This window comes from Devosia sp. (assembly GCF_030689745.1).
In the GTDB taxonomy this organism is placed as follows: Bacteria; Pseudomonadota; Alphaproteobacteria; order Rhizobiales; family Devosiaceae; genus Devosia; species Devosia alba.
Window position 1 is genome coordinate 1 of sequence record NZ_JAUYGL010000105.1, and the last position, 24,483, is coordinate 24,483.

Annotated in this window: 21 protein-coding genes and 1 pseudogene; 14 read left to right on the top strand and 8 right to left on the bottom strand. The window is 62.9% G+C overall.

Annotated features, from left to right (window positions below):
* Positions 1 to 16 precede the first annotated feature (16 nt).
* Positions 17 to 250 (bottom strand): annotated as a pseudogene (locus Q8O80_RS08770) (alpha-glucosidase/alpha-galactosidase); the annotation flags it as partial.
* Positions 251 to 590: 340 nt separating this feature from the next.
* On the bottom strand, positions 591 to 1,520 hold the full coding sequence (locus Q8O80_RS08775) for a LysR substrate-binding domain-containing protein (RefSeq protein ID WP_305579032.1): 930 nt from the start codon (positions 1,518 to 1,520) through the stop codon (positions 591 to 593).
* A gap of 135 nt (positions 1,521 to 1,655) precedes the next feature.
* Here Q8O80_RS08775 and phnA point away from each other — a divergent pair, with 135 nt between their 5' ends.
* Genes phnA through Q8O80_RS08805 form a run of 6 tightly spaced genes read left to right on the top strand, consistent with a single transcriptional unit; the run spans position 1,656 to position 9,157 of the window.
* The gene (phnA, locus tag Q8O80_RS08780) at positions 1,656 to 2,915 is read left to right on the top strand and encodes a phosphonoacetate hydrolase (protein ID WP_305579034.1); all 1,260 of its coding nucleotides are present in this window, start codon (positions 1,656 to 1,658) and stop codon (positions 2,913 to 2,915) included.
* A complete protein-coding gene (locus Q8O80_RS08785) occupies positions 2,912 to 4,198 on the top strand; it encodes an alkaline phosphatase family protein (RefSeq protein WP_305579036.1) in 1,287 nt (428 codons plus the stop codon). Before phnA ends, Q8O80_RS08785 begins: the two co-directional genes overlap by 4 nt.
* Positions 4,199 to 4,221: 23 nt before the next feature.
* A complete protein-coding gene (locus tag Q8O80_RS08790) occupies positions 4,222 to 5,736 on the top strand; it encodes an ABC transporter substrate-binding protein (protein WP_305579038.1) in 1,515 nt (504 codons plus the stop codon).
* Between the two features lie 24 nt (positions 5,737 to 5,760).
* Positions 5,761 to 6,618 (top strand): ABC transporter permease, encoded by an 858-nt coding sequence (locus Q8O80_RS08795; RefSeq protein ID WP_305579040.1) that lies wholly within the window; start codon positions 5,761 to 5,763, stop codon positions 6,616 to 6,618.
* Positions 6,615 to 7,544, top strand: coding sequence for an ABC transporter permease (locus tag Q8O80_RS08800; RefSeq protein ID WP_305579042.1), 930 nt, complete (start codon positions 6,615 to 6,617; stop codon positions 7,542 to 7,544). Before Q8O80_RS08795 ends, Q8O80_RS08800 begins: the two co-directional genes overlap by 4 nt.
* Entirely contained in the window at positions 7,544 to 9,157 is a 1,614-nt protein-coding gene (locus Q8O80_RS08805; protein ID WP_305579044.1) for an ABC transporter ATP-binding protein, read from the top strand. Before Q8O80_RS08800 ends, Q8O80_RS08805 begins: the two co-directional genes overlap by 1 nt.
* A gap of 77 nt (positions 9,158 to 9,234) precedes the next feature.
* Here Q8O80_RS08805 and Q8O80_RS08810 read toward each other — a convergent pair whose 3' ends face one another.
* Positions 9,235 to 10,140 (bottom strand): LysR family transcriptional regulator, encoded by a 906-nt coding sequence (locus Q8O80_RS08810; RefSeq protein ID WP_305579046.1) that lies wholly within the window; start codon positions 10,138 to 10,140, stop codon positions 9,235 to 9,237.
* A gap of 117 nt (positions 10,141 to 10,257) precedes the next feature.
* Between Q8O80_RS08810 and atzF the strand changes: the two genes are divergently transcribed.
* From atzF to Q8O80_RS08845, 7 genes are read left to right on the top strand one after another with little or no spacing between them, the layout of a single operon-like run.
* Positions 10,258 to 12,129: an allophanate hydrolase gene (gene atzF, locus Q8O80_RS08815; protein WP_305579048.1), complete on the top strand. Its 1,872-nt coding sequence runs from the start codon at positions 10,258 to 10,260 to the stop codon at positions 12,127 to 12,129.
* Positions 12,126 to 13,088, top strand: coding sequence for an ABC transporter substrate-binding protein (locus Q8O80_RS08820; protein WP_305579050.1), 963 nt, complete (start codon positions 12,126 to 12,128; stop codon positions 13,086 to 13,088). The genes atzF and Q8O80_RS08820 overlap by 4 nt, the downstream gene beginning before the upstream one ends.
* 3 nt (positions 13,089 to 13,091) lie before the next feature.
* Entirely contained in the window at positions 13,092 to 13,940 is an 849-nt protein-coding gene (locus tag Q8O80_RS08825; RefSeq protein WP_305579052.1) for an ABC transporter permease, read from the top strand.
* Positions 13,933 to 14,712, top strand: a complete 780-nt coding sequence (locus Q8O80_RS08830; RefSeq protein ID WP_305579054.1) for an ABC transporter ATP-binding protein — start codon at positions 13,933 to 13,935, stop codon at positions 14,710 to 14,712. Before Q8O80_RS08825 ends, Q8O80_RS08830 begins: the two co-directional genes overlap by 8 nt.
* Positions 14,709 to 15,572, top strand: coding sequence for an alpha/beta hydrolase (locus tag Q8O80_RS08835; RefSeq protein WP_305579056.1), 864 nt, complete (start codon positions 14,709 to 14,711; stop codon positions 15,570 to 15,572). Before Q8O80_RS08830 ends, Q8O80_RS08835 begins: the two co-directional genes overlap by 4 nt.
* Positions 15,573 to 15,607: 35 nt before the next feature.
* Positions 15,608 to 16,597 (top strand): asparaginase, encoded by a 990-nt coding sequence (locus tag Q8O80_RS08840; protein ID WP_305579058.1) that lies wholly within the window; start codon positions 15,608 to 15,610, stop codon positions 16,595 to 16,597.
* Positions 16,598 to 16,610: 13 nt separating this feature from the next.
* On the top strand, positions 16,611 to 17,510 hold the full coding sequence (locus Q8O80_RS08845) for a polysaccharide deacetylase family protein (protein WP_305579060.1): 900 nt from the start codon (positions 16,611 to 16,613) through the stop codon (positions 17,508 to 17,510).
* Positions 17,511 to 17,738: 228 nt separating this feature from the next.
* On the opposite strand, the gene Q8O80_RS08850 is transcribed toward Q8O80_RS08845, so the two are convergent.
* From Q8O80_RS08850 to Q8O80_RS08870, 5 genes are all read right to left on the bottom strand, one after another.
* Positions 17,739 to 18,632 carry a carbohydrate ABC transporter permease gene (locus tag Q8O80_RS08850; protein ID WP_305579062.1) on the bottom strand — a complete coding sequence of 298 codons (894 nt, stop codon included), beginning with the start codon at positions 18,630 to 18,632 and terminating at the stop codon, positions 17,739 to 17,741.
* On the bottom strand, positions 18,629 to 19,507 hold the full coding sequence (locus Q8O80_RS08855; RefSeq protein WP_305579064.1) for a carbohydrate ABC transporter permease: 879 nt from the start codon (positions 19,505 to 19,507) through the stop codon (positions 18,629 to 18,631). Before Q8O80_RS08855 ends, Q8O80_RS08850 begins: the two co-directional genes overlap by 4 nt.
* Positions 19,508 to 19,569: 62 nt before the next feature.
* Entirely contained in the window at positions 19,570 to 20,853 is a 1,284-nt protein-coding gene (locus Q8O80_RS08860; protein ID WP_305579066.1) for an extracellular solute-binding protein, read from the bottom strand.
* Positions 20,854 to 21,022: 169 nt separating this feature from the next.
* Positions 21,023 to 22,108, bottom strand: a complete 1,086-nt coding sequence (locus Q8O80_RS08865; protein ID WP_305579068.1) for an ABC transporter ATP-binding protein — start codon at positions 22,106 to 22,108, stop codon at positions 21,023 to 21,025.
* Between the two features lie 139 nt (positions 22,109 to 22,247).
* Positions 22,248 to 22,736: a hypothetical protein gene (locus Q8O80_RS08870; protein ID WP_305579071.1), complete on the bottom strand. Its 489-nt coding sequence runs from the start codon at positions 22,734 to 22,736 to the stop codon at positions 22,248 to 22,250.
* Between the two features lie 26 nt (positions 22,737 to 22,762).
* On the opposite strand from Q8O80_RS08870, the gene Q8O80_RS08875 reads away from it, so the two are divergent.
* Positions 22,763 to 24,274 carry an alpha-N-arabinofuranosidase gene (locus Q8O80_RS08875; protein WP_305579073.1) on the top strand — a complete coding sequence of 504 codons (1,512 nt, stop codon included), beginning with the start codon at positions 22,763 to 22,765 and terminating at the stop codon, positions 24,272 to 24,274.
* The last annotated feature ends 209 nt before the right edge of the window (positions 24,275 to 24,483 follow it).

The window sequence follows — 24,483 nt, forward strand, 5'->3', positions numbered from 1 at the left end:
CTCACGTCAACTGGGGGTAGCCGCCGGTTTCGCCATGGATCCAGTCGCTCATGTCGATCCAGCGGCCGATCTCCTCGGGGCGCTTGCGGTACCAGGGCAGGTATTTCGACAAATGCCCGTTCGACTCGGTGGAATAGACGCCGAAGCGCTTGAGCAAGTCGATCCGCACCTTTTCTTGTCTTGACTACACAGGGGGCGCTTCGAAGGCGGCAATCAACTCGTCGCTCTCGATTTTCCGGCCCTTGGCGCGATTTTGGCCCCTTGGCTGGCATTTCTGAGAATTCAGAAGCACCCGTCCGAAGTAGTGTGCCAGATTACCTTTTAATCTCAACGATGTAAGTGTTCGCAGATTTGTTCTGACCGGTGCGCCAATTATTACAATCACTTAGCAATATTCTTGCTGCCGCCGCGGTCGGTGGTCTGCAAAATTCGTGCTGTTTGCGTTCTGGAATTTGTCCATCGCTGCCGTGGCCAGCGTCGCCGCGCGGGCGAGATAGCGCTCAAGAATACCGTGCACCGACTTCAAGCGGGGGGCCGGGTTCCCACAGGACCTAGGATGCCGAGCAATGCTCGAAACGGGCCGATAGGCGCTAGAGAACAGCGTGGAGTTCTGCGCTGGCCGCCGCGGCGCGTTGGGCTTCGTTCTCGGTCATCCGGGTCAGCCACTGCACAAAGATCTCTACGTCTTTCTGAAGGCTGGTGTTCGTTCTCCAGATGACGAAGAAGGTCGGCCCCGCCACCCGGATTTGCGGCCAGGGCTCGACCAGGTCACCGCGTTGGAACTGATCCGTCAGGGTACGGCGCGGGCAGATCAAGGCGCCACCACCGGCCAGGGTCGCTTCAAGCGCCAGGTAGAAATGCGGAAAGCTGGTGATCGCGCCGGCTTGACCGGCAAGACCGGCCGCCGCCAGCCATTGCTCGAGTTCACCGTGCCGCGTCTGGGACGCAAAGAGCCGCTGGCGCAGGATGTCGGCGGGTCGCCACAGGTTCGCCTTGGCCGCCAGCCGGGGTGAAACGGCCAGCGTCAGCTCTTCTGAAAATATCTTCTGGGACGGCATCGGCACCGGCAAATCCTGATCGGTGCGGATGGCGACATCGAACGGCATGTCGCGCCAGTCTTCGCCGCTATCGGTATGCCGCACCTGCAGGGCAATGTCGCCGTGCTGCTCGGAAAAGTGCCAGCTGCGGGGGATCAGCCAGCGCGTCGCCATGGTCGATGGCGCGATGATCCGCAGGACGCGCGCCTGACGATCATCGCGCATCTGCGCCGCCGAAATGTTCAGCGTGTCGAGAACTTCCCCGAGCGTCCGGGCCCAAGTGACCGCCTCAGGCAAAGGCCGCATCTGCTTGCGGTTGGCCCCGAACAGGGGGCGCCCCAGCCAGCCTTCCAGCGCCGCAATCTGTTTGCTGATTGCCCCATGCGTCACAAACAACTCATTGGCGGCCTTTGTAACACTTCCAAGACGAGCAACACTTTCAAAGGCTGCTATAGATTTCAGCGGCGGCAGTTTTCTATTCATATGTTCCAAAACCTCACATCACCGATATTATATTTCCATTTCAACTGGGAGCGTTAGATTTTATAGTTTTGTTGAGGATCGGTTATTCGAAATTTATCCAAAGAAACTATCATATATGCATCAGGTGACACCCATATGACCGAGGCCTTCTCGCGCACATCTTTCATTGAGGAGCGGGCGCCCTTGCTGATCAACGGCCGGCATTATCGCTTCCCCGTACGCCCGGTGGTGGTGATCTGCTTTGACGGCTGCGACCCCGAATATATCGCCGCGGCGACAAAGGCCGGCGTCGTACCGAACCTGGCCCGCATGATGAGCGAGGGTTTCAGCGACATCGCGCTGGCCGCCATGCCCACCTTCACCAATCCCAACAATGTCGCGATCGCCTGTGGCGCACCGCCGGCGGTTACGGGGGTGGCGGGCAACTACTACCTCGACCGTGCAACCGGTCGCGAGGTCATGGTGCTCGACGGTCACCAGATGCTGGTTGACACGATCTTTGCCCATTTCGCCGAGGGCGGGGCAGACGTTGCGGTGGTGACCGCCAAGGACAAGCTGCTTGGCGCCCTGGGGCGCAATATGGGCGGCATCGCCCTCTCGGCGGAGTCGCCGGAAGGCGCAGTGGCCGTGTTGGGAGACCGCGCGCCGGCGGCGGTCATCGACAAGTATTCCGAGGCGCTGTCGCTCTACGTGCTCGACACCGGCATCGGCCTGCTCGAAGCGGGCCGCGGCACCATCCTCTATCTCTCCCTCTCGGACTACGTGCAGCACAAATATGCGCCCGAGGCTCCAGAAGCGCTGACCTTCATGGCCGCTGTCGATCAGCGCCTCGGTCGCCTCGCAGAACGTGGTGCCACCATCGGCATTGTTGCCGACCATGGCATGACCGACATGTCGGAACCCGATGGCACGGCCCGCATCATCTATGTCCAGGACGAGCTAGAGGCGCGGTTCGGCGCCGGCTCGGTGCGGGTCATCTGCCCGATTACCGATCCCTTTGTGCGCCACCACGCCTCTCTGGGCGGCTTTGTCCGCGTCTATATCAAGGACCCGTCGCTCTCCCCCCAAGCTGTGCAGGCGGCGCTGGCACGCACGGCCGGCATTGCCGTGGCGCTGCCCGCGGACGAGGCCTGCGCCCGTTTCGAGCTGCCTGTCGAGGGCGAGGGGGACGTGGTTGTGGTCGGCGCACCCGGCGTCGCGTTGGGCGCCACCCGTGGCGAACACGATCTCTCCGCGCTGGCCGGGCAGCGGCTGCGCTCGCATGGCGGGCTCAGCGAACAGGCGGTGCCGTTCATCCTGTCGCGCCCGCTGAACGCGGAATACGCCGCCCGCGCCCAGGCGGGTCTGCGCAACTACGACATCTTCGACTTTGCCATCAATGGAGTGACGCCATGACCGCTCAAAACACGGACATGGGACGCGTCGTCATCATGATCTGCGACGGACACCGCAACGATTTCGTCCGGCCTGACACCTGCCCCGCCATTTTCGATTTCGCGGCGCGCTCGCGGCGCTTCCTCAATCACCGGGCAATCTTCCCGTCGGCGACGCGCGCCAGCGCGGCCGCCATCGCCACCGGCTGCTGGCCGGCCAATCACGGGCTGCACGGCAACACCATGGGCCTGCCCGATGGTGCGGGCGTGCGGGTGCACGATGTCGGCGATCCCGCCTTTGTCGGCAAGCTGCGCAATGCCTTTGGTCGTACCCTCAAGGTGCCGACCATGGCCGAACGTCTGGCCCCGCATGGCGGCGCTCTCATTGCCTCCAACGTCTCCCCGGGCGCGGCCTACTTCCAGGATCCTGACAATTTCGGATCCGTGGTGCATCGCGCCGGCTCACTCGGCCCCGGCGGACGCAAGTTGGGTCTCGATGAGGCACCAGTCGTCAGCCACGACGAGGCGGGTGACCTGGCGCTGGCCGACTGGTTCTGTACCGAAGTGCTGCAGGTCCGCCGCCCGCGTCTCTCGGTGCTCTGGCTCGCCAATCCCGACCAGGGCATGCATGCGGGCCCGCTCGGCTCACAGATCCACCTCGATGCAATCGCCTGCGCCGACCGCGCCTTTGCCCAGGTCGAGCGCACCGTCGAAGCGCTGCGGGCCGAAGGCGAGGATATCCTCTTCCTGGTGGGGTCAGACCATGGCCAGGAAACGGTGCGCGAGCGGGTGGCTGTTGCCGCGAGGCTTGTCGAGGCCGGCCTCAAGGACGGCCCGGACAGCACTGAGGTGGTCATTGCCCCCCAGGGCGGCAGCGGGCTGCTCTATGTGGCGCCCAGTGCCGAAGACCGCATCCCGGCCATCCTGAACTTCCTGCGCGCCCAGCCCTATATCGGGGAGATCTTCCACGGCCCCGAAATGCTGCATATCGGCCAGCGTCCGGAAAACGGCCTGCACATCGCCTTCTCCATGGCCTGCAGCAGCGAACCGAATGAATTCGGCGTCCCCGGCCTGATCACGGTCTGTGTCAGCGACGACAAGCCCGGCAAGCCTGAAGGCTTTGGCAGCCATGGCGGCCTGGGCGACTTCGAGCGCCACCCCTTTCTGATCGCCAATGGCGGCGGCTTCGCCCCCGGCAGCATCGAACACGGTGTCACACGGCTGATCGACATCGCGCCTACCGTCATGCGCTACCTCGGCCTCCACCGAGATGGCATGGACGGTCTCGCCCTCCCGCAGAACTGAACGGACCCTTGGAGAATATTCAGATGAAAACGCGTCTACTGTCATTCGTCACCGCCTTGCTGCTCAGCCAGGCCAGCCTGCCGGTGCTGGCCCAGGAATATGGGGGCACGCTGCATCTCAAGTGGGGTACCCTCGACACCACCGACTTCCACCGGCATACCGGCACCATATCCCTGCCGCATCCCTTTGCCGAAACCCTGACCTCAATCGCGTTCGACGGCAGCCCGAAGGGCCTGTTGGCGGAAAGCTGGACGGTGTCGGACGACGCGCTGACCTACACGTTCGACCTGCGGGACGGTGTCAAGTTCCACAATGGCCGCGCCATGACCGCCGATGACGTGCTCAAGAATTTCGAGCGCATCCGTGACACCGTGGAAGCTGGTTGGCTGACCACCGCCATGGCGCAGGTGGAATCCTTCTCGGCGCCCGACGACGATACTTTCGTCGTCCAGCTCAAGGCCCCCTTCGGTCCGCTGCTCAACCTCATCGCCGAAGCCTGGATCCTGGCGCCGGAATCGCCCGGCTGGGACAGCAGCATCACCCAGCCGATCGGTACCGGACCTTTCACGTTCGACAGCTGGACGCCGCAGCTGACGCTCAATGGCAGCAAGTTCGAAGACTACTGGATGGACGGCAAGCCCTATCTCGATGCCATCCAGTTCGACGTGCGCGAAGTTGCCGACGCGACGCTCGCCCTGCGCGCCGGAGACTACGATATCGCCGGCATTCCGCTGGCCAAGGTCGAGACCATCGAAGGCGAAGGCTTCGAGATCGCCTTCCAGGGCGGCACCAGCTGGGACTTCATCTCCTTCAACAACCGCAGTCCCCGCCCGCCCTTCGACAATGTGAAGGTGCGTGAAGCTGTCATGTGGGCCGTCGACCGCGCCGAGTTCAACACGATCATGAACGGCAGCTATGGCACGCCGGGCAACCAGCCCGTGGGTGAAGGCAACTTCTTCTATGACGCAGAGCTTGCGGCCAATGACCCGCACAACGTTGCCGACCTCGAAAAGGCCAAGCAGATGCTGGCCGAGGAGGGTGTCAATCCGGCTGACCATACGCTCTACATGGTGTCGACCGTGGGGAGCCGCAGCGGCCCGCTCATGTCCCAGGTCCTGCGCAGCCTCGGCTTCGGTGTCGATGTTCGCGAATATGACGATCTCGGCTACCAGCGCGCGCTGTCGGAATATGACTGGGACATCTTCCCCGGCGGTTCGGGCGCCCGCAATGACATCTTCCTGCGTTACGTCAGGCTGATGAGCGATGGCCCCAATCCGGGCCTTTGGGGCGGCGTTCAGGACCCCGAACTCGATGCCCTGATTGAGGGGGCGATCTCCACCGCGGATCTCGATGAAAGCCGTGCCCTCTACCTGCAGGCCTGGCAGCGCGTGATGGACAATTACTACACCTTCAGCATCAGCCAGAAGCCGTCCGTCTACGCCATCAGCCCGAAAGTGCACGACATGACGATCGGTTTCAACACATCGGCACACCGCGTCGATGGCGGTCTGGCCTTTGCGTGGATGGACCAGGAGTAACCACCCCTAGCCTGGAGGATGGCAATGACGACAGAAACCCTGACACGGACCACAAGCGCCCGCCTGGCGCGCCTGGATCCGGTTACCACGCTGGCTTGGGGCATCTTCGTCACGGCCATGATCATCGCGGTGGCGGGCCCCTGGCTCGCCACCCACGATCCGATGATGTTCAGCGCCGCCATGAACGAGGCGCCCGGCAATGGGCATCTGCTGGGCACTGACGACGGCGGACGGGACGTCTTCTCCCGGCTGATGGTTGGAACGGGCCTCAGCCTTTTCTACGGCGCCAGTGCCGCTCTGCTGGCGCTGGTGCTCGGCGCCGGCACGGCATTGCTTGCCATGCCGCTGGGCAAACCCGTCGAGTATGGGCTTTTCGCCGTGGTGGATCTGGTGCGCGCCCTGCCAGGCATCCTGTTTGCCTTGGCATTTATCGTGGCCTTCGAGCCGGGAGCGTTTTCCGTGGTTCTGGCTCTTGGCGTATCCTTTGCGCCCAATTTCGCCATCATCACCCGAGCTACCTACCAGCAGCAGATGGCGCAGTCCTATACCCAGGCTGCCAAGGTCCTGGGGGCGGGCCCCGGGCGTATCGCAATCATGCATGTGCTGCCCAATATCGGCGGTGCCCTGATCACTCAATTCGCGATCATCCTGCCGCGCTGCATCGTTGCTGAATCCGTTCTCAGCTTCCTTGGTCTGGGCGCCTCTTCGGAGCAACCCACCTGGGGCCGCATGATCGCAGCCGCCACACCATACATGGAGGGGGCACCGCACGCTCTCCTCGCGCCGATCCTGGCCCTTTCGGCCATTACCTTCGCTCTTGCCATCATCGGCAACGCCCAGCGCCAACGACTGACTCCCGCGCAGAAAAGGATTCCGGCATGAACTCCCACAGTTTCCGGTTTGCGGCCAGCATAGGCGTTGATCTGCTGCGCGCCGTGGCTGTCACCATCGGCATCATCGTCTTCACCTTCTTTCTCATCCGCATGATCCCGGGCGATGTGGTGGATGTGCGCGGTATCGAAGGCTCGCTAACCTATTCGCAGCAGTCGGTGATGCGCGAGGAGCTGGGCCTCAACAAGCCCTGGCTGACCCAGTTCCTGGACTGGTCGATGATGATCCTCTCCGGCGATCTTGGTCAGTCGGCACGCTTCGCCCGTCCTATCGCCGACCTGCTGGGTGCGGTGCTTCCTTCGACGCTGCTGCTGGGCGCCACAGCCCTGGTCATCGGCGTGGTTGTCGGCGTTTCCGTTTCGGTACTGGCTGTGCTGTTCCCGCGCTCCATCTTCGTCAAGATCGTGGATATCATCACCATCTGGTCGATCGCGGTCCCCACCTTTTCCATCGGCATCGTGTCGCTGATCGTCTTCGCCGTCTGGCTCGACTGGATCTCCGCTATCGGCAACTTCCTCGTGCCGGCGATCATTCTGGGCATGGATGCGGCTGGCTCCATTACCAAGGCCCTGCATGAGGACATGCGCGAGGCCGAGACAGCCGAGTTTGTCCGCGCCGCGCAAGCTCGTGGCCTCAGCCGCACCTCGATCGTGCTGCGACACATCCTGCCCAATGCATTCACCGTCACCATCGCCATTGTCGGGTTGATGCTGGCCGGCATCTTCACCGGTGCGATCACGATGGAAGTTGTCTTCGGCCTGCCAGGCCTCGGCACACTCACCCTCCAGGCCATCCGTGGTCGGGACTATGCCGTGGTCCAGGCGATCATCATCTGGCTGGGGGTCACGGTGATCTTCGCCAACTTCGTTGCGGACGTGATCCGCAAGCTGATCAACCCGCGGCTGAGGACTATCTGATGACCACGTTGCTCAGTGTCACCGACCTGCACGTCACCCTCGACACCCGCAACGGCCCGGTCGAGGTTATCCGCGGCCTGTCCTTTTCCATCGGCAAGGGGGAAACGCTGGGTTTCGTCGGCGAATCGGGGTCGGGCAAGTCGATCACGGCCATGTCACTGGTGGGTCTGGCACCGCCGGGAACCAGCTTGCGTATATCGGGCGAGGCCGTGTTCGATGGCGCAGATCTGCTGGCGCTCGACCAGCGTGCGATGCGGGCATTTCGCGGCAAGCGCATTGGTGTTGTCTTCCAGGACCCCGCTGCGGCTCTCAACCCGCTGATGAATGCCGGCGACCATATTCGCGAGGCATTGCCGACTGGCCTGAGCCGCGCCGATGCGGACCGCCGCGTCGGGGAGCTGTTGGCCGAAGTGGGGCTCGCCGACGTTCCCAATGTGCGCCGCCGCTACGCCCATGAACTCTCCGGCGGCCAGCAGCAGCGCGTCGTCATTGCGTCGGCCCTGGCGGGGGATCCAGACCTGCTGGTTGCCGACGAACCCACGACGGCACTCGATATGAGCGTCCAGGCGCAAATCCTGGAACTTCTGCATTCCCTGCAGCAGGCGCGTGGCATGGCGATGCTGCTCATCACCCATGATCTCGGCGTCGTCTCGAAATATTCGAGGCGTGTCGTGGTGCTGCAGCGCGGCACAGCGATGGAAGCGGGACCAACCGCATCGGTACTGGGCGCGCCCCGCCACGACTATACGCGCATGCTGCTGCAAAGCCGCCCCAAGCTCGTTGCCACGGCCGCCGCCTCCAGCGAGCAGACGCGCGAAGACATTCTCTCGGTCTCCGACCTGAGTGTCAGCTATCCCGGCCAGGGCCCGCTGAGCCCTCGCATTCAGGCGCTCGATGCTGTCGATTTCGCGCTTCGTCGCGGCGATGCTCTGGCGATTGTCGGCGAGAGCGGCAGTGGCAAGAGCACGCTGGGCAAGGTGCTGGTGGGTCTCGTCGGACCGGACCGCGGGCGCATTCGCTTTCAGGGCCGCGAACTCCGCCCCGCCAGGATGACGACCGCTGATCGCCAAGCCATCCAGTATATCTTTCAGGACTCCTACGGCGCGCTGAACCCTCGCCTCAATGTCGAACAGGCGCTTACCGAGCCGCTCGCCATCTATGGCAAGCCGCGCCGCACCTGGCGTGACGAAGCCGTGCGGCTGCTGGAGGAGGTGGATCTCGGCAGTCACCATCTCACGCGCTATCCGGGAGAACTGTCCGGGGGGCAGCGGCAGCGGGTCAATATCGCCCGGGCCCTCGCCGTCTCGCCCGAGCTTCTGATTTGCGACGAGATCGTCTCGGCATTGGACGTCACGGTACAGGCGCAGGTGCTCGATCTGCTGTCGCGACTGCGGCTGACGCGCCGCCTGAGCCTGATTTTTATCAGCCACGATCTGGCTGTCGTGGGGGCCCTGTGCAATCGGACGCTGGTGATGCGCAATGCCCGCGTGATTGAAGAGGCGCCGACCTGCGATATCCTTACCGCCCCCCTCAATCTCTATACGCGAAGCCTGGTCAACGCTGCCCAGGAACTCGCGCCGGCGGCCAGTTCCTCGACATCCATGACAATTTGACCGACACCCGCCAATGGCGCCGCATCTCCAAAGCCGGCAGACCGGTAACGGCCCCGCTTTGGACGCGCCTGGTCAGGTTACCCGCCGGCGCCATAGCGAGTGTGCAGGCTGCCCGAGATCTGATCGACAAACTTTGAGGCAGCGACCGAAAGCGATCGGCCTCGCAACTGGCCAAGCACCAATTGGGTCAGCGGCATATCCCGATGATCGATTTCGCGCGCCACAAGGTTGCTGTTTCCCTGAGGGATGCCAGCCCGTATCTGGAATGAAATGACCTGCTCGCCCCCGGCATAGCTTCGCAGCACCTCGAACGAGTCGGACTCGACCACAGTATTGACGGGTAGTGCGGCGCGAACAATTGCGCCCTGCAGCAGGTGACGGATGGCCAGCGACGGCCCCGGCATTGCGATCGGATATTCAAGACACTCCCTCAATCTCAGTGTCCGGGCAGCCGCCAAGGGGTGGTCTTTGCTCATCAGGGCGCATAGCGGCTGGTGGATGACCAGCAGCGGCTGAAACTCCGGTGCCGGTGGCGGGGCGATGACCAGCGCGACATCGGCCTCGAAGGCGGCAACCGCTTCTACGGCATGGAAGTGGTCGCGCACCAGGACGGAGAAGGAGACGAGCGAATGCTGTGCCCGGTAGATGGCGATTTCGTGGGGGATGAGATCGTGTGCGAAAGCCTGGCTGGTAGCGATGGTCACATGGCCGCGGCGGACCCCTGAAAGATCAGCTATCTGGGAGCGCAACCGCTCGAAATCGGAAAGCTGCGCGCGGATGTGGCGCAGCAGCAGTTCACCGGCCGCGTTGAGCCGCATTCCCTGCGGCATGCGCTCGAAGACAGGCGTGCCCAGCTCGGCCTCAAAATCCTGAATTCGGCGGGTCAATGCCGACGGCGTGATCGATAGGCGTTCAGCGCTTCGCCGAATCGAGCCGCTGCCCGCCACATCGTCAATGCACTGCATGGTCTTGAGGTGTTTCATCCGGTTCCCCCTTTTGCGTCGTGTTGAGTATAACGCAACACAGCAGTCAAAAACTAGCAATAGACGGCAACGCAAGGTTCGCTACGGTAGGGACAGCAAACCAACAGGAACGCCGCCTTGACCAGTCTCGCAACATCATCGCCTGCGGCGTTCTCTGAAATCTCTGAGCAGGTTGCAGCCTACCGCGCCGGCCGCGATGCTTTCCGCGATCTGGATGACACGCTCGACGCCGTGGAAGCCGAAGGGCTTCCGGTCTGGATCTCCGTGATGCCGCGCGAGCGGGCGCATGCCTTACTGGCAGCGGCCAAGGCACGGCTGGACGCCGGCGAGGATCTGCCGCTCTTCGGCATCCCGTTCGGCGTCAAAGACAATATTGATGTTGCGGGCCTCGAGACCACGGCCGGGTGCCCCCAATTTGCCTTCCAGCCACAGGCATCCGCTTTCGTGGTCGAGCGCCTGATCGAGGCCGGGGCGATCCCTGTCGGCAAGACCAATCTCGACCAGTTCGCGACCGGGCTGAACGGGACGAGGTCGCCCTATGGTATCCCGTCCTGTGCCTTTGATTCCCGCTATGTTTCGGGCGGCTCGAGTTCAGGTTCGGCGGTGGCGGTTGCCAAGGGCCTGGTGCCCTTTGCGCTGGGTACCGATACGGCCGGATCAGGGCGGGTGCCGGCCGGGTTCAACAATATTGTGGGGATCAAGCCGAGCAGGGGGCTGATCAGCACGCGTGGCGTTCTACCGGCATGCCGCACGTTGGACTGCGTATCGATCCTGGCCTGCACGGCGCAGGATGCACTGACCGTCCTGCGCGCAGCATCTGTCTACGACGGCGAGGATGCCTATTCGCGTGCCAAGGATGGCGCGGTGACACCAACCAGCCTGAACGCCTTCCGTTTCGGGGTGCTGGACCCAGCAGTGTTGGCGCGCTGCGCGCCGGATGTGGCGACGCGGTATGAGGCCGCCATCGCCGGCCTCGAAAGTCTGGGCGGGGCGCCGGTCATGATCGATTACGCGCCCCTCGAGGAAGCCGCCGCGCTGCTCTATGCCGGCCCTTGGGTCGCCGAGCGCTACGCTGCGATCAGCGATTTTGCGCTGAGCCAGCCCGAGAGCATCCATCCGGTGGTGCGCGAGATCGTTACCTCGGGCACCCAATATTCCGCCGTCGATGCCTTCAACGCGCAATACCGTCTGGCGGACCTGGCGCTGAAGGTCCGCACGGCGCTGGACAATATCGATTTTCTGCTGGTCCCCACGGCGCCCGAGCACCCCACGATTGAGGACATGCTGGCGGCCCCGATGGCCCTGAATTCGAAACTGGGACTGTTCACCAACTTCGTGAACCTGCTGGATATGGCGGCAATCTCCGTTCCGTTCGGCTGGGGCGACAAGGGGCTGCCTGTCGGCGTCACCCTGATTGGTCCGCGGCTCAGCGACGGCATGCTTGCCCAAATGGGCGACCGTCTCCATCGCAGCGACCCAGCGGCCAGGCTCGGCGCCGGCTCGACCCCTCTCACGCAGTCCAGCGCTGTCGTTCCTGTGAACAACGAGCAGGAAAGCATTCGCCTCGCGGTTGTTGGCGCGCATCTCGAAGGTCAGCCGCTCAACAGGCAATTGACGGAGCGCGGCGCGAGCCTTGTCCTCACCACGCGCACAGCCACCGGCTACAGCCTCTATGCGCTGCCAAATTCGAGCCCAGCCAAGCCGGGTCTATCGCGCGATGGCGGGCCCGGGGGCATAGAGATCGAGCTCTGGGACGTGCCGGCGCGGGAATTCGGCAGCTTCGTTGCGGCCATTCCCGGACCGCTCGGCATCGGCTCGGTGGAGACCGAGGATGGCGCGGTCGTAAAGGGCTTCATCTGCGAAAACTACGCCCTCACCGACGCCGAGAACATCACCGCATTCGGCGGCTGGCGGGACTATCTCGCCGCCGGTTCGGCCAATCAGAACAACCCCGCAATAGCCATTGCCGCTCAGGAGAACAGGCCATGATGAACAGACGCAAATTTCTCGCCACTACCGCCGCAGGTGCCGCTGCCACCGCCCTGATGCCCATGCCCTTCGTGCGGGCGCAGTCGGAGACGGTGATCAAGATGGGCGCGCTCAAGCTCATCCATTCCATCGCGCCGCACTTCTACGAACAGTTCACGCCAGCGGGCTACAAGGTCGAAGTCATTCCCTTTGAAAGCCCGACGGAAGGCAAGAACGCGGTCGTCACCAAGTCGGTCGATTTCGGCATGTTCGGCATCGCGGCGGCAACGCTGGGTGCGGCGGCAGGGGAGCCGATCGTCGTTATCGGCGGCGCCTGCAACAAGGGCATGGGCGTTGTAGCCGGCAAGGACAGCCCCATTGCGAGCATCGCCGACCTCAAGGGCATGCGGGTGGCGATCTGGCCCGGCTCGACCCAGGAGGTTTTCATCCTCGAGCGCCTGCGCATGGAGGGCCTTTCGATTGCCGACATCACCCCGGTGCGGATCTCGTTCAGCGAAATGCACCTGGCGCTGGCGCGGGGCGATATTGACGCCTATGTCGGCGCGGAGCCTGCACCGGGCGTCAGCCTGGCCTCCGGCGTCGGCAAGATTGTCGAATATCCCTATGGCACCGAGATGGGCGCGCTCAACATGATCTTCGGCGCCCATAGCGACACCCTCGCCGAACGCCCCGAATTGGCCAGTGTCATTCTCGACATTCACCGTCAGGCTTCCGAATACGCCATGGCCAACCCCGAGGCGATGGTCGAAATGGCGGTGATGAAGCTGGGGCAGCAGCGCGACGCGATCGAGCTGTCGGCACCCAATGTCGAGCTGACCTGGTATTTCGGTGAGACCGAATTGAGCCAGTCCAAGATCTATGCCCAGCACATGGTCGAGCTGAACCAGATCCAGGCGCTTCCCGATTTTGACACGCTTTTCGACACGCGTTTCGTCGAGGAACTCAAGCAGAAGGCCTAACCCATGAGCATTGCGGCCGACCGGACCATCCCGCCCGCCGCTGCGGCGCCTCGGAGGCAATCTGCCTTCGAGGGGTCCCGGCTGCGTGAACCTGTCCTTGCATTGATCCTACCGCTGCTGCTTCTGGCAGCCTGGCACCTGGCAACGACGGGCGAGGGCTATAGTCTGATCCCCTCGCCATCGGCGGTGGCCATCGCCTTCTATGACCTGGCGGTGGGGGGTGTGCGAAACGATTTTTTCAGCGGTACGCTGCTCAACCACGTCATTGCCTCGGTGTCCCGTGTCTATGGTGGCTTCTTCCTTGCGGTCATCGTCGCGCTGCCGCTCGGGCTGATGATCGGCCGCATCGCGACAGTGCGACAGATGTTTGACCCCATGCTGCAGATCCTGCGGCCGATCCCGGTGACGGCCTGGCTGCCGCTAGCCATGATCATCTTCGGCATCGGGCCGACCTCGGCGATTTTCCTGGTGTTCCTCGGCGCCTTCTACCCGGTCCTGATCAATACCGTGTTCGGCGTGCGTTCCGTCGAGCCGCGGCTGTTCGAGGCGGCCAGCATGCTCGGCTGCACCCCATCCGCGCAATTCACCAAGGTAGTATTGCCGGCGGCGCTGCCCGCCATCTTCACCGGCCTGCGCCTGGGGCTCGGCTTTGCCTGGATGATCATTGTCATCGGCGAGATGACCGGCGTGTCGGTCGGGCTGGGCGCCATCATCATGGAAGCACGCCAGTTGTCGCGCACCGAGATCGTCATCTGCGGCATGATCGCCATCGGCGTGGCGGGTTTTATTTCTGACCGCATCATCCTGATGATCGGCCGCAAACTTTTGTCCTGGAGCCCCAATCATGTCTAGCGCAACCCCGCCCATTCTTTCGCTGCGCAATGTTGGCAAGACCTTCGATGTTCAGGGGCGCCGCATCGAGGCGCTTCGGAACGCCAATCTGGACATCACGCGCGGCGAGTTCGTCTGCCTGATCGGGGCCTCGGGCTGCGGCAAGTCGACCCTGCTGCGCATCGTGGCCGGTTTTGAGAGCGCCAGCAGCGGCGAGGCGCTGATGTGGGGCAGGCCGATCAAGGGGCCGGACCCCACGCGCGGCATGGTGTTCCAGGACTACGGGCTGTTTCCCTGGCTCACCGTGCGCGACAATATCGGCTTCGGGCCGGCCTCGCGCCGGCGCCCCAGAAAAGAGATCAAGGAAACCGTCGATCATTTCATCGATCTGGTCGGGCTCGCCCGCTTTGCCGATGTCTATCCGCACCAGCTGTCGGGTGGCATGAAGCAGCGCGTGGCCATCGCCCGCGTGCTGGCCAACGAGGCCGAAATGGTGCTGATGGACGAGCCCTTCGGGGCGCTCGACGCCATGACGCGTGAACGGCTGCAGGACGAACTGCTCGAGCTGTGGGAGCGCACCAAGCTGACGGTGCTTTTCGTGACCCACTCGATCGAGGAGGCCATCGTGCTGTCCAACCGGGTGATCGTCATGAGTGCCGGGCCGGGCCGCATCGACAGCGACATCGCCATAGAATTGCAGCGTCCCCGCGACGTGGCCGGCGCCGAGTTCAACGCCCTGCGCCGCTCGCTGGCGGACAAGCTGCACAGCCACCACGCCAAGGTTGCGGCGTGACCTCGAGCACAACGGCAGTGCAGGCGGCGCCACCGCTGTGGCGGGACATGGACCGGGCCGAACTGGACCGCGCCTATGACAATAGCAGTGCGGTCAGCACCAGCGCGGCGATGCTGGCGGACTGGACCAGGCGGAGCGAGGCGCTGCGGGCCCGGCTGCCCGAGCTGACCGGATTGTCCTATGGTCCGCGCGAGCGAAACCGGATGGACATCTTCCGCTCCGGCGCAGTCCATGCGCCACTGCTGGTCTTCATCCATGGCGGCTATTGGCAGCGCAATTCCAGGGATGTGTTTTCCTGCATGGCCGAAGGCGTGCTGGCGGCGGGCATCGATGTGGCGGTGCCCGGCTATACGCTGGCACCGGCCGCGGGCCTCGGCCAGATCATGGACGAAATCGCTGCGGCGCTTGCCTGGCTGCGCCAGGAGGGCCCGGCCCTGGGCCTTGCGACCGGACAGCTGATCGTCTCAGGATGGTCGGCCGGCGGGCAGCTGGCGGCGAGCGCCATGGCGCTGCCGCAGGTCGATGCGGGCCTCGCCATTTCGGGCATATTCGATCTGGAGCCGATCCGGCTGGGCACGCTCAATGACAAACTGGGGCTGACCCCTGCTGATGTGCCGCAGCTGAGCCCCATCCACACTATCCCGTCGCGCCCCGGACCGCTGGTGATGGCCTATGGCACGGCTGAGCTGCCCGAGTTGCAACGCCAGTCGGTCGATTACGCGCAGGCCTGGCATTCGGCGGGCCATGACGGCACGCTGCTGCCGCTGGCAGGGGACAACCACTTCTCCATACTGGAGCAGTTGGCACAGCCCGGCGGTGCCCTTGCCGCAAAGGTGGTGAAGCTGGCCGGACGGTCCTGAGCGGGCGCGGGCGGCACGAAACGGAAGACAGAACTTTGAGTATTGCCAGTTTGCCGCGCGTCCATGTGATCGTCCTGGGCGGCACCATCACCATGATGCCCGAGCCACAGGGCGGGATCGTACCGGCGCTGGACGGGGCCATGCTGATCGCGGCTGTGCCGCGGTTGGCCGATATTGCCGTGATCACCGTGGAAACGCCGTTTCTGGTGCCGGGTGCGTCGCTGAGCTTTGCCCAGCTGCGGCAGGTGTCGCAGCGCGTTGCTGCCGCCATCGCCTCGGGCGCGCAGGGCGTGGTGGTGGTCCAGGGCACCGACACCATCGATGAGACCGCGTTTTTACTGGGTCTGGCCCACGCCGCAGACGCGCCGCTGGTGGTCACGGGGGCCATGCGCGGCGCCGCTGCGCCGGGCGCTGACGGCCCGGCAAACCTGCTCGCCGCCATCAGCGTTGCCGCCGCGGAGACCGCCAGGGGGCTGGGCGCCCTGGTCGTGCTCAACGACGAAATCCACGCCGCCGCGCTGGTGGAAAAATCGCACAAGGGCCTGCCATCGGCCTTTACCAGCCCCTCGGCCGGACCGCTGGGCGCGGTGATCGAGGAGCGTGTGCGCATCCTGCTCCGGCCGCAGCGCCCCGAGGCGCTCGGCGCCATGCCGATGCTGGCCAGGGTGGCCATGCTCAAGCCGGGCCTGGGGGATGACGGCGATCTCATCGGGGCCGCCGCCGCGCTTGGCTATGCTGGGCTCGTCATCGAGGGCATGGGCGCCGGGCATGTGCCGGCAGCGCTGCTGGCGGCATTGGAAGCGCTGCCGGCGACCCTGCCCGTCGTGCTGGCTTCACGCGTGCCGGCCGGGCCGGTGTTCGAGACCACCTATGGCTTTGCCGGTTCCGAGCGCGACCTGATCGCCCGGGGGCTCATTCCCGCCGGCCTGCTCAGTGCCCCCAAGGCGCGACTGCTGCTGGCCTTTCTGGTGGCGCAGGGGCGCGACCGCGCCGCCATCGCCGACATTTTCCACAGCTATGCCTGACGAGATCCCATCCATGACCGACGCCGACATTGACCCTGCCATCATCCGGGACCGCCTCGACTATTCCCCCATTGTCGACCGGCCCAGGCTGCGCCTGCCCAAGGGGGAGCGCATCGCGGTGTGGACCATCGTCAATGTCGAGAACTGGTCGCCCGCCGGCCCCATGCCGCGCGCAGTGCTGCCGCCGCCGATGGGACAGCCCCTGCTGCCCGACGTGCCGAACTGGGCCTGGCATGAATATGGCATGCGGGTGGGGTTCTGGCGGTTCCTCGAGGTCTTGGGCAAGCGCAATCTGCGCGCCAGTTTTGCCGTCAACGGCTCGGCCTGCACCGTCTATGAAGCGGCCTGTCGCGCCGCGTATGCGGCGGGCTGGGACTTTATCGGCCATGGCTTCGTGCAGCGGCCGATGCACCGCGTTGAGGACCAGGCCAAGGCCATCGCCGACACCATTGCGGCGATCGAGGCCTTGACCGGCGCGCCGCCCCGCGGCTGGGAAAGCCCGGGCCTGACTGAAACCCTCGATACGCTCGACCTGCTGGCGGCAGCCGGCATCGAATATGTCTGTGACTGGTGCCTCGATGACCAGCCGGTGACGCTCAAGACCACATCGGGCCCGATCGTCTCGGTGCCCTATACGGTCGAGATCAACGATGTGGTGATGACGGCGGTGCAGGGGCACCGCTCCGACGAGATCTACAGGCGCGGCGTCGACCAGTTTGATCGGCTCTATCTCGAGGGCAGCGAGAATCCCCGCGTCATGGCCATTTCCATCCACCCCTATCTGACTGGCGCGCCGCATCGCATCAAATATCTCGAGATGCTCTATGACTATATTTTGGGCCACGAGGGGGTGGCCATGCTGACGGGCTCGGAAATCCTGGACTGGTTCAAGACCCAAAATCCGCGAGACTAACTACCCCTGGGCATCACGAACGAACACCCGGCCCACGACACGCAACCAACACCAGTTTGCGCCCAAGGAACTTACGTGAATGTTGCTGTGGGTCCGCTGACGGTCACCGCGGGGGCGCTGGTTCCGGAGTAGTGTTTCCGTCGGGCCGCTCCTCGTGCAGAGCGGCCCCGATTGCCTCTCCCCAGGGTCTGGAATGGGCCTTGGGCAGGCGGCCGATCAGGGCATTGTTCAGCCCTTGACCCCCGCTGAAAGCATGATCGCCTGGGTCACGCGGCGCTGGAAGATCAGATAGAGCACCGCCACCAGCAATGCGGCCAGGATGGCCCCTGCAAGTTCGCGGGCATATTGCACGCCGAACGCGTCATTGACCGAGGTGATGCCCACGGCGACGTTCATCATTTCAGGCCGCGACACGGCAAGGAACGGCCACAGGAAGGCGTTCCAGGCGCCGATGAAGGTGACGATGGCCAAAGCAGTGGTGACGCCCCAGTTCATCGGCAGGTAGATACGCCGGAATATCTGGAACTCACCGGCAGAATCCATCTTGGCGGCTTCGCGATATTCCTTGGGTACCGAGTCGAAGAAATTCTTGTAGACGATGATCACCACCGGATGGATGAGCTGGGGCAGGACCACGCCCATCCAGGTATTGATCAGCGAGAACTGCGCCATCAGGATGAAGTGATTGACGATCAGCGCCGTCAGGGGGACCATGAAACTGGCCAGGATCAGGTACCACAGCACCGTGCGGCCCGGAAATCGCAGCTGCGACAGCGCGTAGGCGGTCAGTGCGCTGGTCACCAGGGTGATCACCGTGACGGCGAGCGAAGTCACCAGCGAGTTGATGTACCAGCGGCCGATCATGGTGTTGACCAGCACGTGCCAATAGGCCTCCACCGTCCAGGTTCGCGGCAGGAACTCGACGGTCTTGGCGATCGCCTGCTGTTCCGGCTTGAGCGTGGTGATGAGCGCCCAATAGATCGGGAAGGCCCATAGGACAGCGAAGATGACCGTGATCAGCGTCAGGATCAGTCCACCGATGTCAAATGCCTTGTTGGCGCGCGAGCGACGTGTCGTGGCTCCCGAGTCCAGGGTGGCAGCGCGGCTTTCGACGGTGCTCATTTCTGACCTCGCCCACGGAGAACCTGGAACTGCAGGATGGAAAAGACGATGACAATCACGAACAACGCCACCGAGATCGCCGCGGCATAGCCGCCCTCGTTTTTCTGGAAGGCCTGGCTGTAGATATATTGCACCATAACCATGGAGGGGTCAGGGCGCCCGCCCTGCACAAAGAGGTAGACCTGGTCGAATATCTTGAGCTGCAGGATCAGCTGGATGGTGAGAACCAGCGCTGTCACGGGCCAGATCAGCGGCCATGTGATGCGGCGGAAAATGGTCCAGCGGCTGGCATTGTCGAGTGCTGCAGCTTCATAGATATCGGTCGAAATCGAGCGCAGACCCGACAGGAACAGCAGGATATTGAAGCCGCAGGTCCACCACACGGTGACGAAAGCCACGGCAGGCATGAACATCCACTGCGTGCGGAACACAGGGGTTGCCTTGCCAAAAATCCAGGTCAGCGGGTACTGCATGATGCCGAACTGGACGTTGAACATCCAATTCCAGATACGATAGACCACGGTCACCGGCAGGATATAGGGCAGGAAGAACATCGCCAGGATAAGGCTCTGCTGCCAGCCTTTCAGGCGCGACACCATCATGGCGATGACGAGGCCGATCAGCGTGTTGGGGATCACGGTCAGCACAACGAAATAGGCGGTATTTCTTACCGAGGTCCAGAACCGTCGATCGTCGAACATCTCAACGTAGTTTTCGATGCCTATCCACTCGCCGGGGCCGATCAGCGGCGCATCGGTGAAGCTGAGATAGACCATCTGAAAGGTCGGCCACAGAAATAGCACGCCATAAATCAGCACGAACGGCAGCACGAACAGCAGGGCAACAACCATCTCTTGTCGGTGATTTCTAAGCATGCTGCTCCCGCCCTAAGATAGATCCGGCGACGGGTGGCCGCCGGATCCTGTGCTTCACAATGTTAGTCGGCCTGATCCTGCAGGTCGGCCTTCATCTCGTCGATGGCATCCTGCGGCGACATTTCGCCGTTCATCGCCGGGGCGATATAGTTCGCGACAGCGTCGTAAACGGGCGAGGCAACGCCAGCCAGGGTCGACTTTGGATCGAACACGGCGGTGTCGGCGAGAACCGAATAGGTCGCGTTCGGCTCCATGGTCTTGAACTCTTCGCTGTCGCGGGTCGGCGAATAGGCCGGGATATGGCCAGCGTCAGCCCAGGCGAGGGAGTTCTTGTTCATCCATGCGATGACTTCGAACACGGCCGCCTTCTTTTCGGGCGTCATTTCCTTGCCGCCATTGCTCGGGATGGCAAAGCCATGCGAATCCGCCCAGGTCGCGGGATGATCAAAGAAGGTCGGGATGGCAATGGCGCCCCATTCGAAGCCCAGATCGCCCTTGGCCGCAAGATCGGTCATGGTGGGGACTTCCCACACCCCGTTCATGTGCAGGGCAGCGGCGCCCGAAGTGAACAGGGCCACCGAGCCTTCATATTCGGTCAAGGCAGGCGCAAAGCCGCCTTCGACCCAACTGGCCATGGTTTCGACCGCAGACACGGCTTTCGGAATGCTGTCGTCGGGCAGGAAGGTGCCGTCTTCACCGAGGAAAACGCCGTCCTGCTGGCCAAACAGCGAGTAGAATACGCGCCACGGCGTACCATCGCCCGACGTCTGCAGCGACAGCGCATACTCCGAATTGGGCTGCAACTGCTCGAGGGCCGCCATGAAGTTGTCGGCGCCATCAAGACCGGTCGGCTTGCCGTCTTCGCCAAGCAGACCGGCTTCGGCCAGCTTGTCCTTGTTGTAATAGAGGACGATGGAGTGGATATCGAACGGTACGGCGTACTGCTTGCCGTCGCTCTGTCCGGCTTCCCAGTTTGCCGAAGCGAAAGTGTCCGCCCCAAGGCCAACCGCAGCAAGATCGTCGGTGCTGATTTCTGCCAGCGCCCCTGAATCAACCCCAAGTGGAACGCGCGAGAGGTGATAGGTCATCACGTCCGGGCCTTCGCCGATGGCCGACGAGGTCTGCACCTTGCTGTAGAACGGGGTGCCCCATTCAAGCGTCGTGCCTTCGATGGTGATTTCGCCTTCATGCTCGGTGTTGAAGCGCTCGATCAGCGACTTCATGCGCACGCCGTCGCCGCCACCGAGGAAGTCCCACCACACGACGGTTTCCTGCGCCTGTACGGCACTGAGCAACAGCGCGGTTGCGGTCGTCGACAGCATAGCCAGCTTGAAAATCTTGTTCATGTTCTTCCTCCCTTTGGGGTTTGACCCCACGCCATTCCTCAGCTTTGCGGTTCGCTGGCGAAGCGGAGACCGCGCCGATATTCAGACGACCGCGTTGCGGCCCTGAATTTCTCGTCCTGGAGCACGGAGCCTCCCAGCGCTTGCCTCCAGTTGATTGTGTCACGCCGCCTCAGGCAGCGGCGTGGTACGCCTTTCCGCTCTCGTCAAAAAGAATGGCGGCATTGCCGTCGATCGTGATGTTCACCGCATCGCCCGGCTGGATCTGACTGATGCCGGCATCTTCGGCGACGAGGATCGTGCTGTCGGGCAACCGCGTATAGACCAGTGTCCGTTCACCCAGGCGCTCCACCACGTCGGCAACGCCCTTGATGGCGCCTTCGCCCTGGGTGATGCGCGCCGATTCAGCGCGAATGCCCAGCGTCAGATTGCCGGTCGGCAGGCCCGCAGCAGGCACGCCGGTCTCAACTGGTGATTGCCCGGCAAAGGTCACCGATGCCTTGCCCCCCACATCGTCCAGTGCCGCGACGGGGATGAAGTTCATCGCCGGGGAGCCGACAAAGCTTGCAACGAAACGGGTCGCGGGGCGGGAATAGACTTCCATCGGCGTGCCGATCTGCTCAATGCGCCGGTTGTTCATCACCACGATGCGGGTCGCCAAGGTCATTGCCTCGGTCTGGTCGTGGGTGACGAAAATCATCGTCGCCCTGATCCGATTATGCAGCTGCGCCAGCTCGAGGCGGGTTCGGACGCGCAGACCTGCGTCGAGATTGGACAGGGGCTCATCGAGCAGGAATGCCTTGGGATCGCGCACGATGGCGCGGCCAATGGCAACGCGCTGGCGCTGGCCACCGGAGAGCTGGGCCGGCCTGCGATCGAGTAGCTGGGTTATCTCCAGCATGCGGGCTGCATCCTCGACGCGGCGGACAATTTCGTCCTTCGGCGTACCGACGTTCTGCAGGCCGAAGGACATGTTGTCCCGCACGGTCATATGGGGATAGAGCGCGTAGTTCTGGAACACCATGGCCACGCCACGCTCATTGGGCGGCAACTGGTCGACGCGCTCGCCACCCAGATAGATTTCGCCGTCCGTGACTTCTTCGAGGCCGGCAATCATGCGCAGAAGCGTGGACTTGCCGCAGCCCGATGGCCCCAGGAATACGATGAACTCGCCCGACTTGATTTGCATGGACACCTTGTCCAGGACGCTCACGACGCCAAAGGACTTGCTGACCTCTTTGAGCACGATATCAGACATAGAGATCTCCCCAGACACAACTGCGTCGGCCGTCGCGCTATCCAAAGTGCGGCTGTGCGATCATTTGTATTATTTTTCAGACGGAACGCCGCCGCAGTCAAGACACAAGGACGGAAAAGATCAACCTTTTTGATAAGTATCACAATATCCGTTGCAAACTGGGTGCCGGGCTGGCCCTGGTCGATCGGGCCGGTATCCTCGCCAGCCTGTCGAGCCTTGCGCCGTGCATTGTCGATCTGCTCATTGCGGCACCAAAGCCGGCATGGTGCGGCAGGTGGGATTGCGTGTCAATCATGGGCACAAGGGTAATCGGGATCGTGAAGAAACAGCGCAAATAATCGATAGTGTGCCAGCCGGGGCGCCCCCCCGGTTCCGCCACCTGGCCGGCCTGGACCTGACCAGTCAATCTTCGATCTGCCTGCGGACTGGCGTCAAGAATGCTGCTAAATATACGGGAGGCATAGATATTTAGACTTTGGTTCCGGCAGGTGCGGCCAGGATAGCGTGCTGCGGCCACAGAGATACGACCCACTGCAAGGATGCCGGATGAATAATCATATTTTTTGGGCCCCTCCACTTGCGCAACGCCAAACGCCTCGTTTACAACGGGGTCAATGATATGAATCATAAAAACGGGATTGCTCGGAGGGTGTCGTGAAAGCGTATGTTACCTCGAATAAGGACTATACGATCAGCAGGATCGATGATCGCGTCTATGGCGCATTTCTCGAGCATCTGGGGCGGGCCATCTATGAGGGCATCTATGAGCCCGACCACCCCACCGCTGACAAGGACGGCATGCGCGGCGACGTGGTCGAGCTGGTCAAAAAGCTCAACGTCCCGGTAGTGCGCTATCCCGGCGGCAACTTTGTTTCGGCCTATAACTGGGAAGACGGCATTGGCCCGGCCGACCAGCGCCCGGTTCGTCTCGACCTTGCCTGGCACACCTCGGAAAGCAATAAGGTCGGCATTCATGAGTTTGCCGACTGGTGTACGACAGTCGGCACCGAGATGATGCTGGCTGTGAACCTTGGCTCGCGTGGCGTCGACGAAGCCCGCAATTTCCTCGAATATGTCAATCATCCGGGCGGCTCCTACTGGAGCGACCTGCGCGTCAAGAACGGCCGCAAGGAACCCTGGAACGTCAAGCTCTGGTGCCTGGGCAACGAGATGGATGGTCCATGGCAAGTCGGCCACAAGACCGCCGATGAATATGGCAAGCTGGCGGCCAACACGGCCCGCGCCATGCGCATGTTCGATGGCTCGCTCGAACTGATCGTCTGCGGCTCATCCAATGCCGATATGCCGAGCTATCCCGATTGGGAACGTATTGTGCTCGAGCATACCTATGATCATGTGGACTACATCTCGCTCCACATGTATTTCGCCAATCGCGACGACAATACGCCCAATTTCCTGGGCCTGGCGGAAAAACTCGACACCTATATCGAGACCGTTGCCGCGACCATCAAGCAGGTCAAGGCCAAGCGGAAGTCCAAGCGCGACGTCTATATCTGCTTTGACGAATGGAACGTCTGGTACCATTCCAACAAGAAGGATCGCGAGATCCTGGACGGCAATGGCGGTTGGCCGCATGCGCCGGGTCTGCTCGAAGACATCTACAACTTCGAAGACGTGCTTATGGTGGGATTGATCCTCAATACCTTCATCCGCCGGTCCGACGTCGTGAAGATCGCCTGTATTGCCCAGCTGGTGAACGTCATTGCCCCGATCATGACGGAAAAAGGCGGTCCGGCCTGGGCACAGACCATCTACTACCCGTACTATTTCGCTTCGGTATTTGGTCGCGGCACGGCGCTCGACCTCAAGGTCAATTCGCCGGGCTACGAGACGCCGCATGCGAAGGACTCCCCGTTTGTCGACGTGTCCGGGGTTGTCAATGAAGATGGCACGCTCAGCTTCTTCCTCGTCAATCGCCACACCAGCGAGAGCATTGAGACAGAACTGGAGCTGCAGGGCTTTGCTGCGGGCAGTGTCATCGATCACCAGGTGATGACCCATCCCGATCTCAAGGCGGTCAACACGGCGAAGGACCAGCAGCAGGTTGCCCCCACAAAGGGTGATGGCGCAACGGTCGCGAACGGCAAACTGTCGGTGACCTTGCCCCCTTATTCGTACCAGATGGTGCGCGTAAAAGTCGCCTGAGCCTAAAGGTCAGCCTCTTCCCTCCAAAGGCGCGCCAACCAGGCGCGCCTTTGCTCCGCGCAGCGTCTGACCGGCGCGCTGCAGAAGCGTATCGGCATTCTCGCGATGATCGGCGACAGCTGCCGAACTGGCTTCAATCAATCAACGGGTGGGCGAGATCCCCCAGAGCCTGGGTTACCCTCATCGGGCCATGCCCGTCAGATCCCTGC

Bases quoted from the DNA above. Each gene is read 5' to 3' on its own strand.
- Q8O80_RS08775 (WP_305579032.1), bottom strand. From the start codon at position 1,520: ATGAATAGAAAACTGCCGCCGCTGAAATCTATAGCAGCCTTTGAAAGT.
- phnA (WP_305579034.1), top strand. From the start codon at position 1,656: ATGACCGAGGCCTTCTCGCGCACATCTTTCATTGAGGAGCGGGCGCCC.
- Q8O80_RS08785 (WP_305579036.1), top strand. From the start codon at position 2,912: ATGACCGCTCAAAACACGGACATGGGACGCGTCGTCATCATGATCTGC.
- Q8O80_RS08790 (WP_305579038.1), top strand. From the start codon at position 4,222: ATGAAAACGCGTCTACTGTCATTCGTCACCGCCTTGCTGCTCAGCCAG.
- Q8O80_RS08795 (WP_305579040.1), top strand. From the start codon at position 5,761: ATGACGACAGAAACCCTGACACGGACCACAAGCGCCCGCCTGGCGCGC.
- Q8O80_RS08800 (WP_305579042.1), top strand. From the start codon at position 6,615: ATGAACTCCCACAGTTTCCGGTTTGCGGCCAGCATAGGCGTTGATCTG.
- Q8O80_RS08805 (WP_305579044.1), top strand. From the start codon at position 7,544: ATGACCACGTTGCTCAGTGTCACCGACCTGCACGTCACCCTCGACACC.
- Q8O80_RS08810 (WP_305579046.1), bottom strand. From the start codon at position 10,140: ATGAAACACCTCAAGACCATGCAGTGCATTGACGATGTGGCGGGCAGC.
- Q8O80_RS08820 (WP_305579050.1), top strand. From the start codon at position 12,126: ATGATGAACAGACGCAAATTTCTCGCCACTACCGCCGCAGGTGCCGCT.
- Q8O80_RS08825 (WP_305579052.1), top strand. From the start codon at position 13,092: ATGAGCATTGCGGCCGACCGGACCATCCCGCCCGCCGCTGCGGCGCCT.
- Q8O80_RS08830 (WP_305579054.1), top strand. From the start codon at position 13,933: ATGTCTAGCGCAACCCCGCCCATTCTTTCGCTGCGCAATGTTGGCAAG.
- Q8O80_RS08845 (WP_305579060.1), top strand. From the start codon at position 16,611: ATGACCGACGCCGACATTGACCCTGCCATCATCCGGGACCGCCTCGAC.
- Q8O80_RS08850 (WP_305579062.1), bottom strand. From the start codon at position 18,632: ATGAGCACCGTCGAAAGCCGCGCTGCCACCCTGGACTCGGGAGCCACG.
- Q8O80_RS08855 (WP_305579064.1), bottom strand. From the start codon at position 19,507: ATGCTTAGAAATCACCGACAAGAGATGGTTGTTGCCCTGCTGTTCGTG.
- Q8O80_RS08860 (WP_305579066.1), bottom strand. From the start codon at position 20,853: ATGAACAAGATTTTCAAGCTGGCTATGCTGTCGACGACCGCAACCGCG.
- Q8O80_RS08865 (WP_305579068.1), bottom strand. From the start codon at position 22,108: ATGTCTGATATCGTGCTCAAAGAGGTCAGCAAGTCCTTTGGCGTCGTG.
- Q8O80_RS08870 (WP_305579071.1), bottom strand. From the start codon at position 22,736: ATGATTCATATCATTGACCCCGTTGTAAACGAGGCGTTTGGCGTTGCG.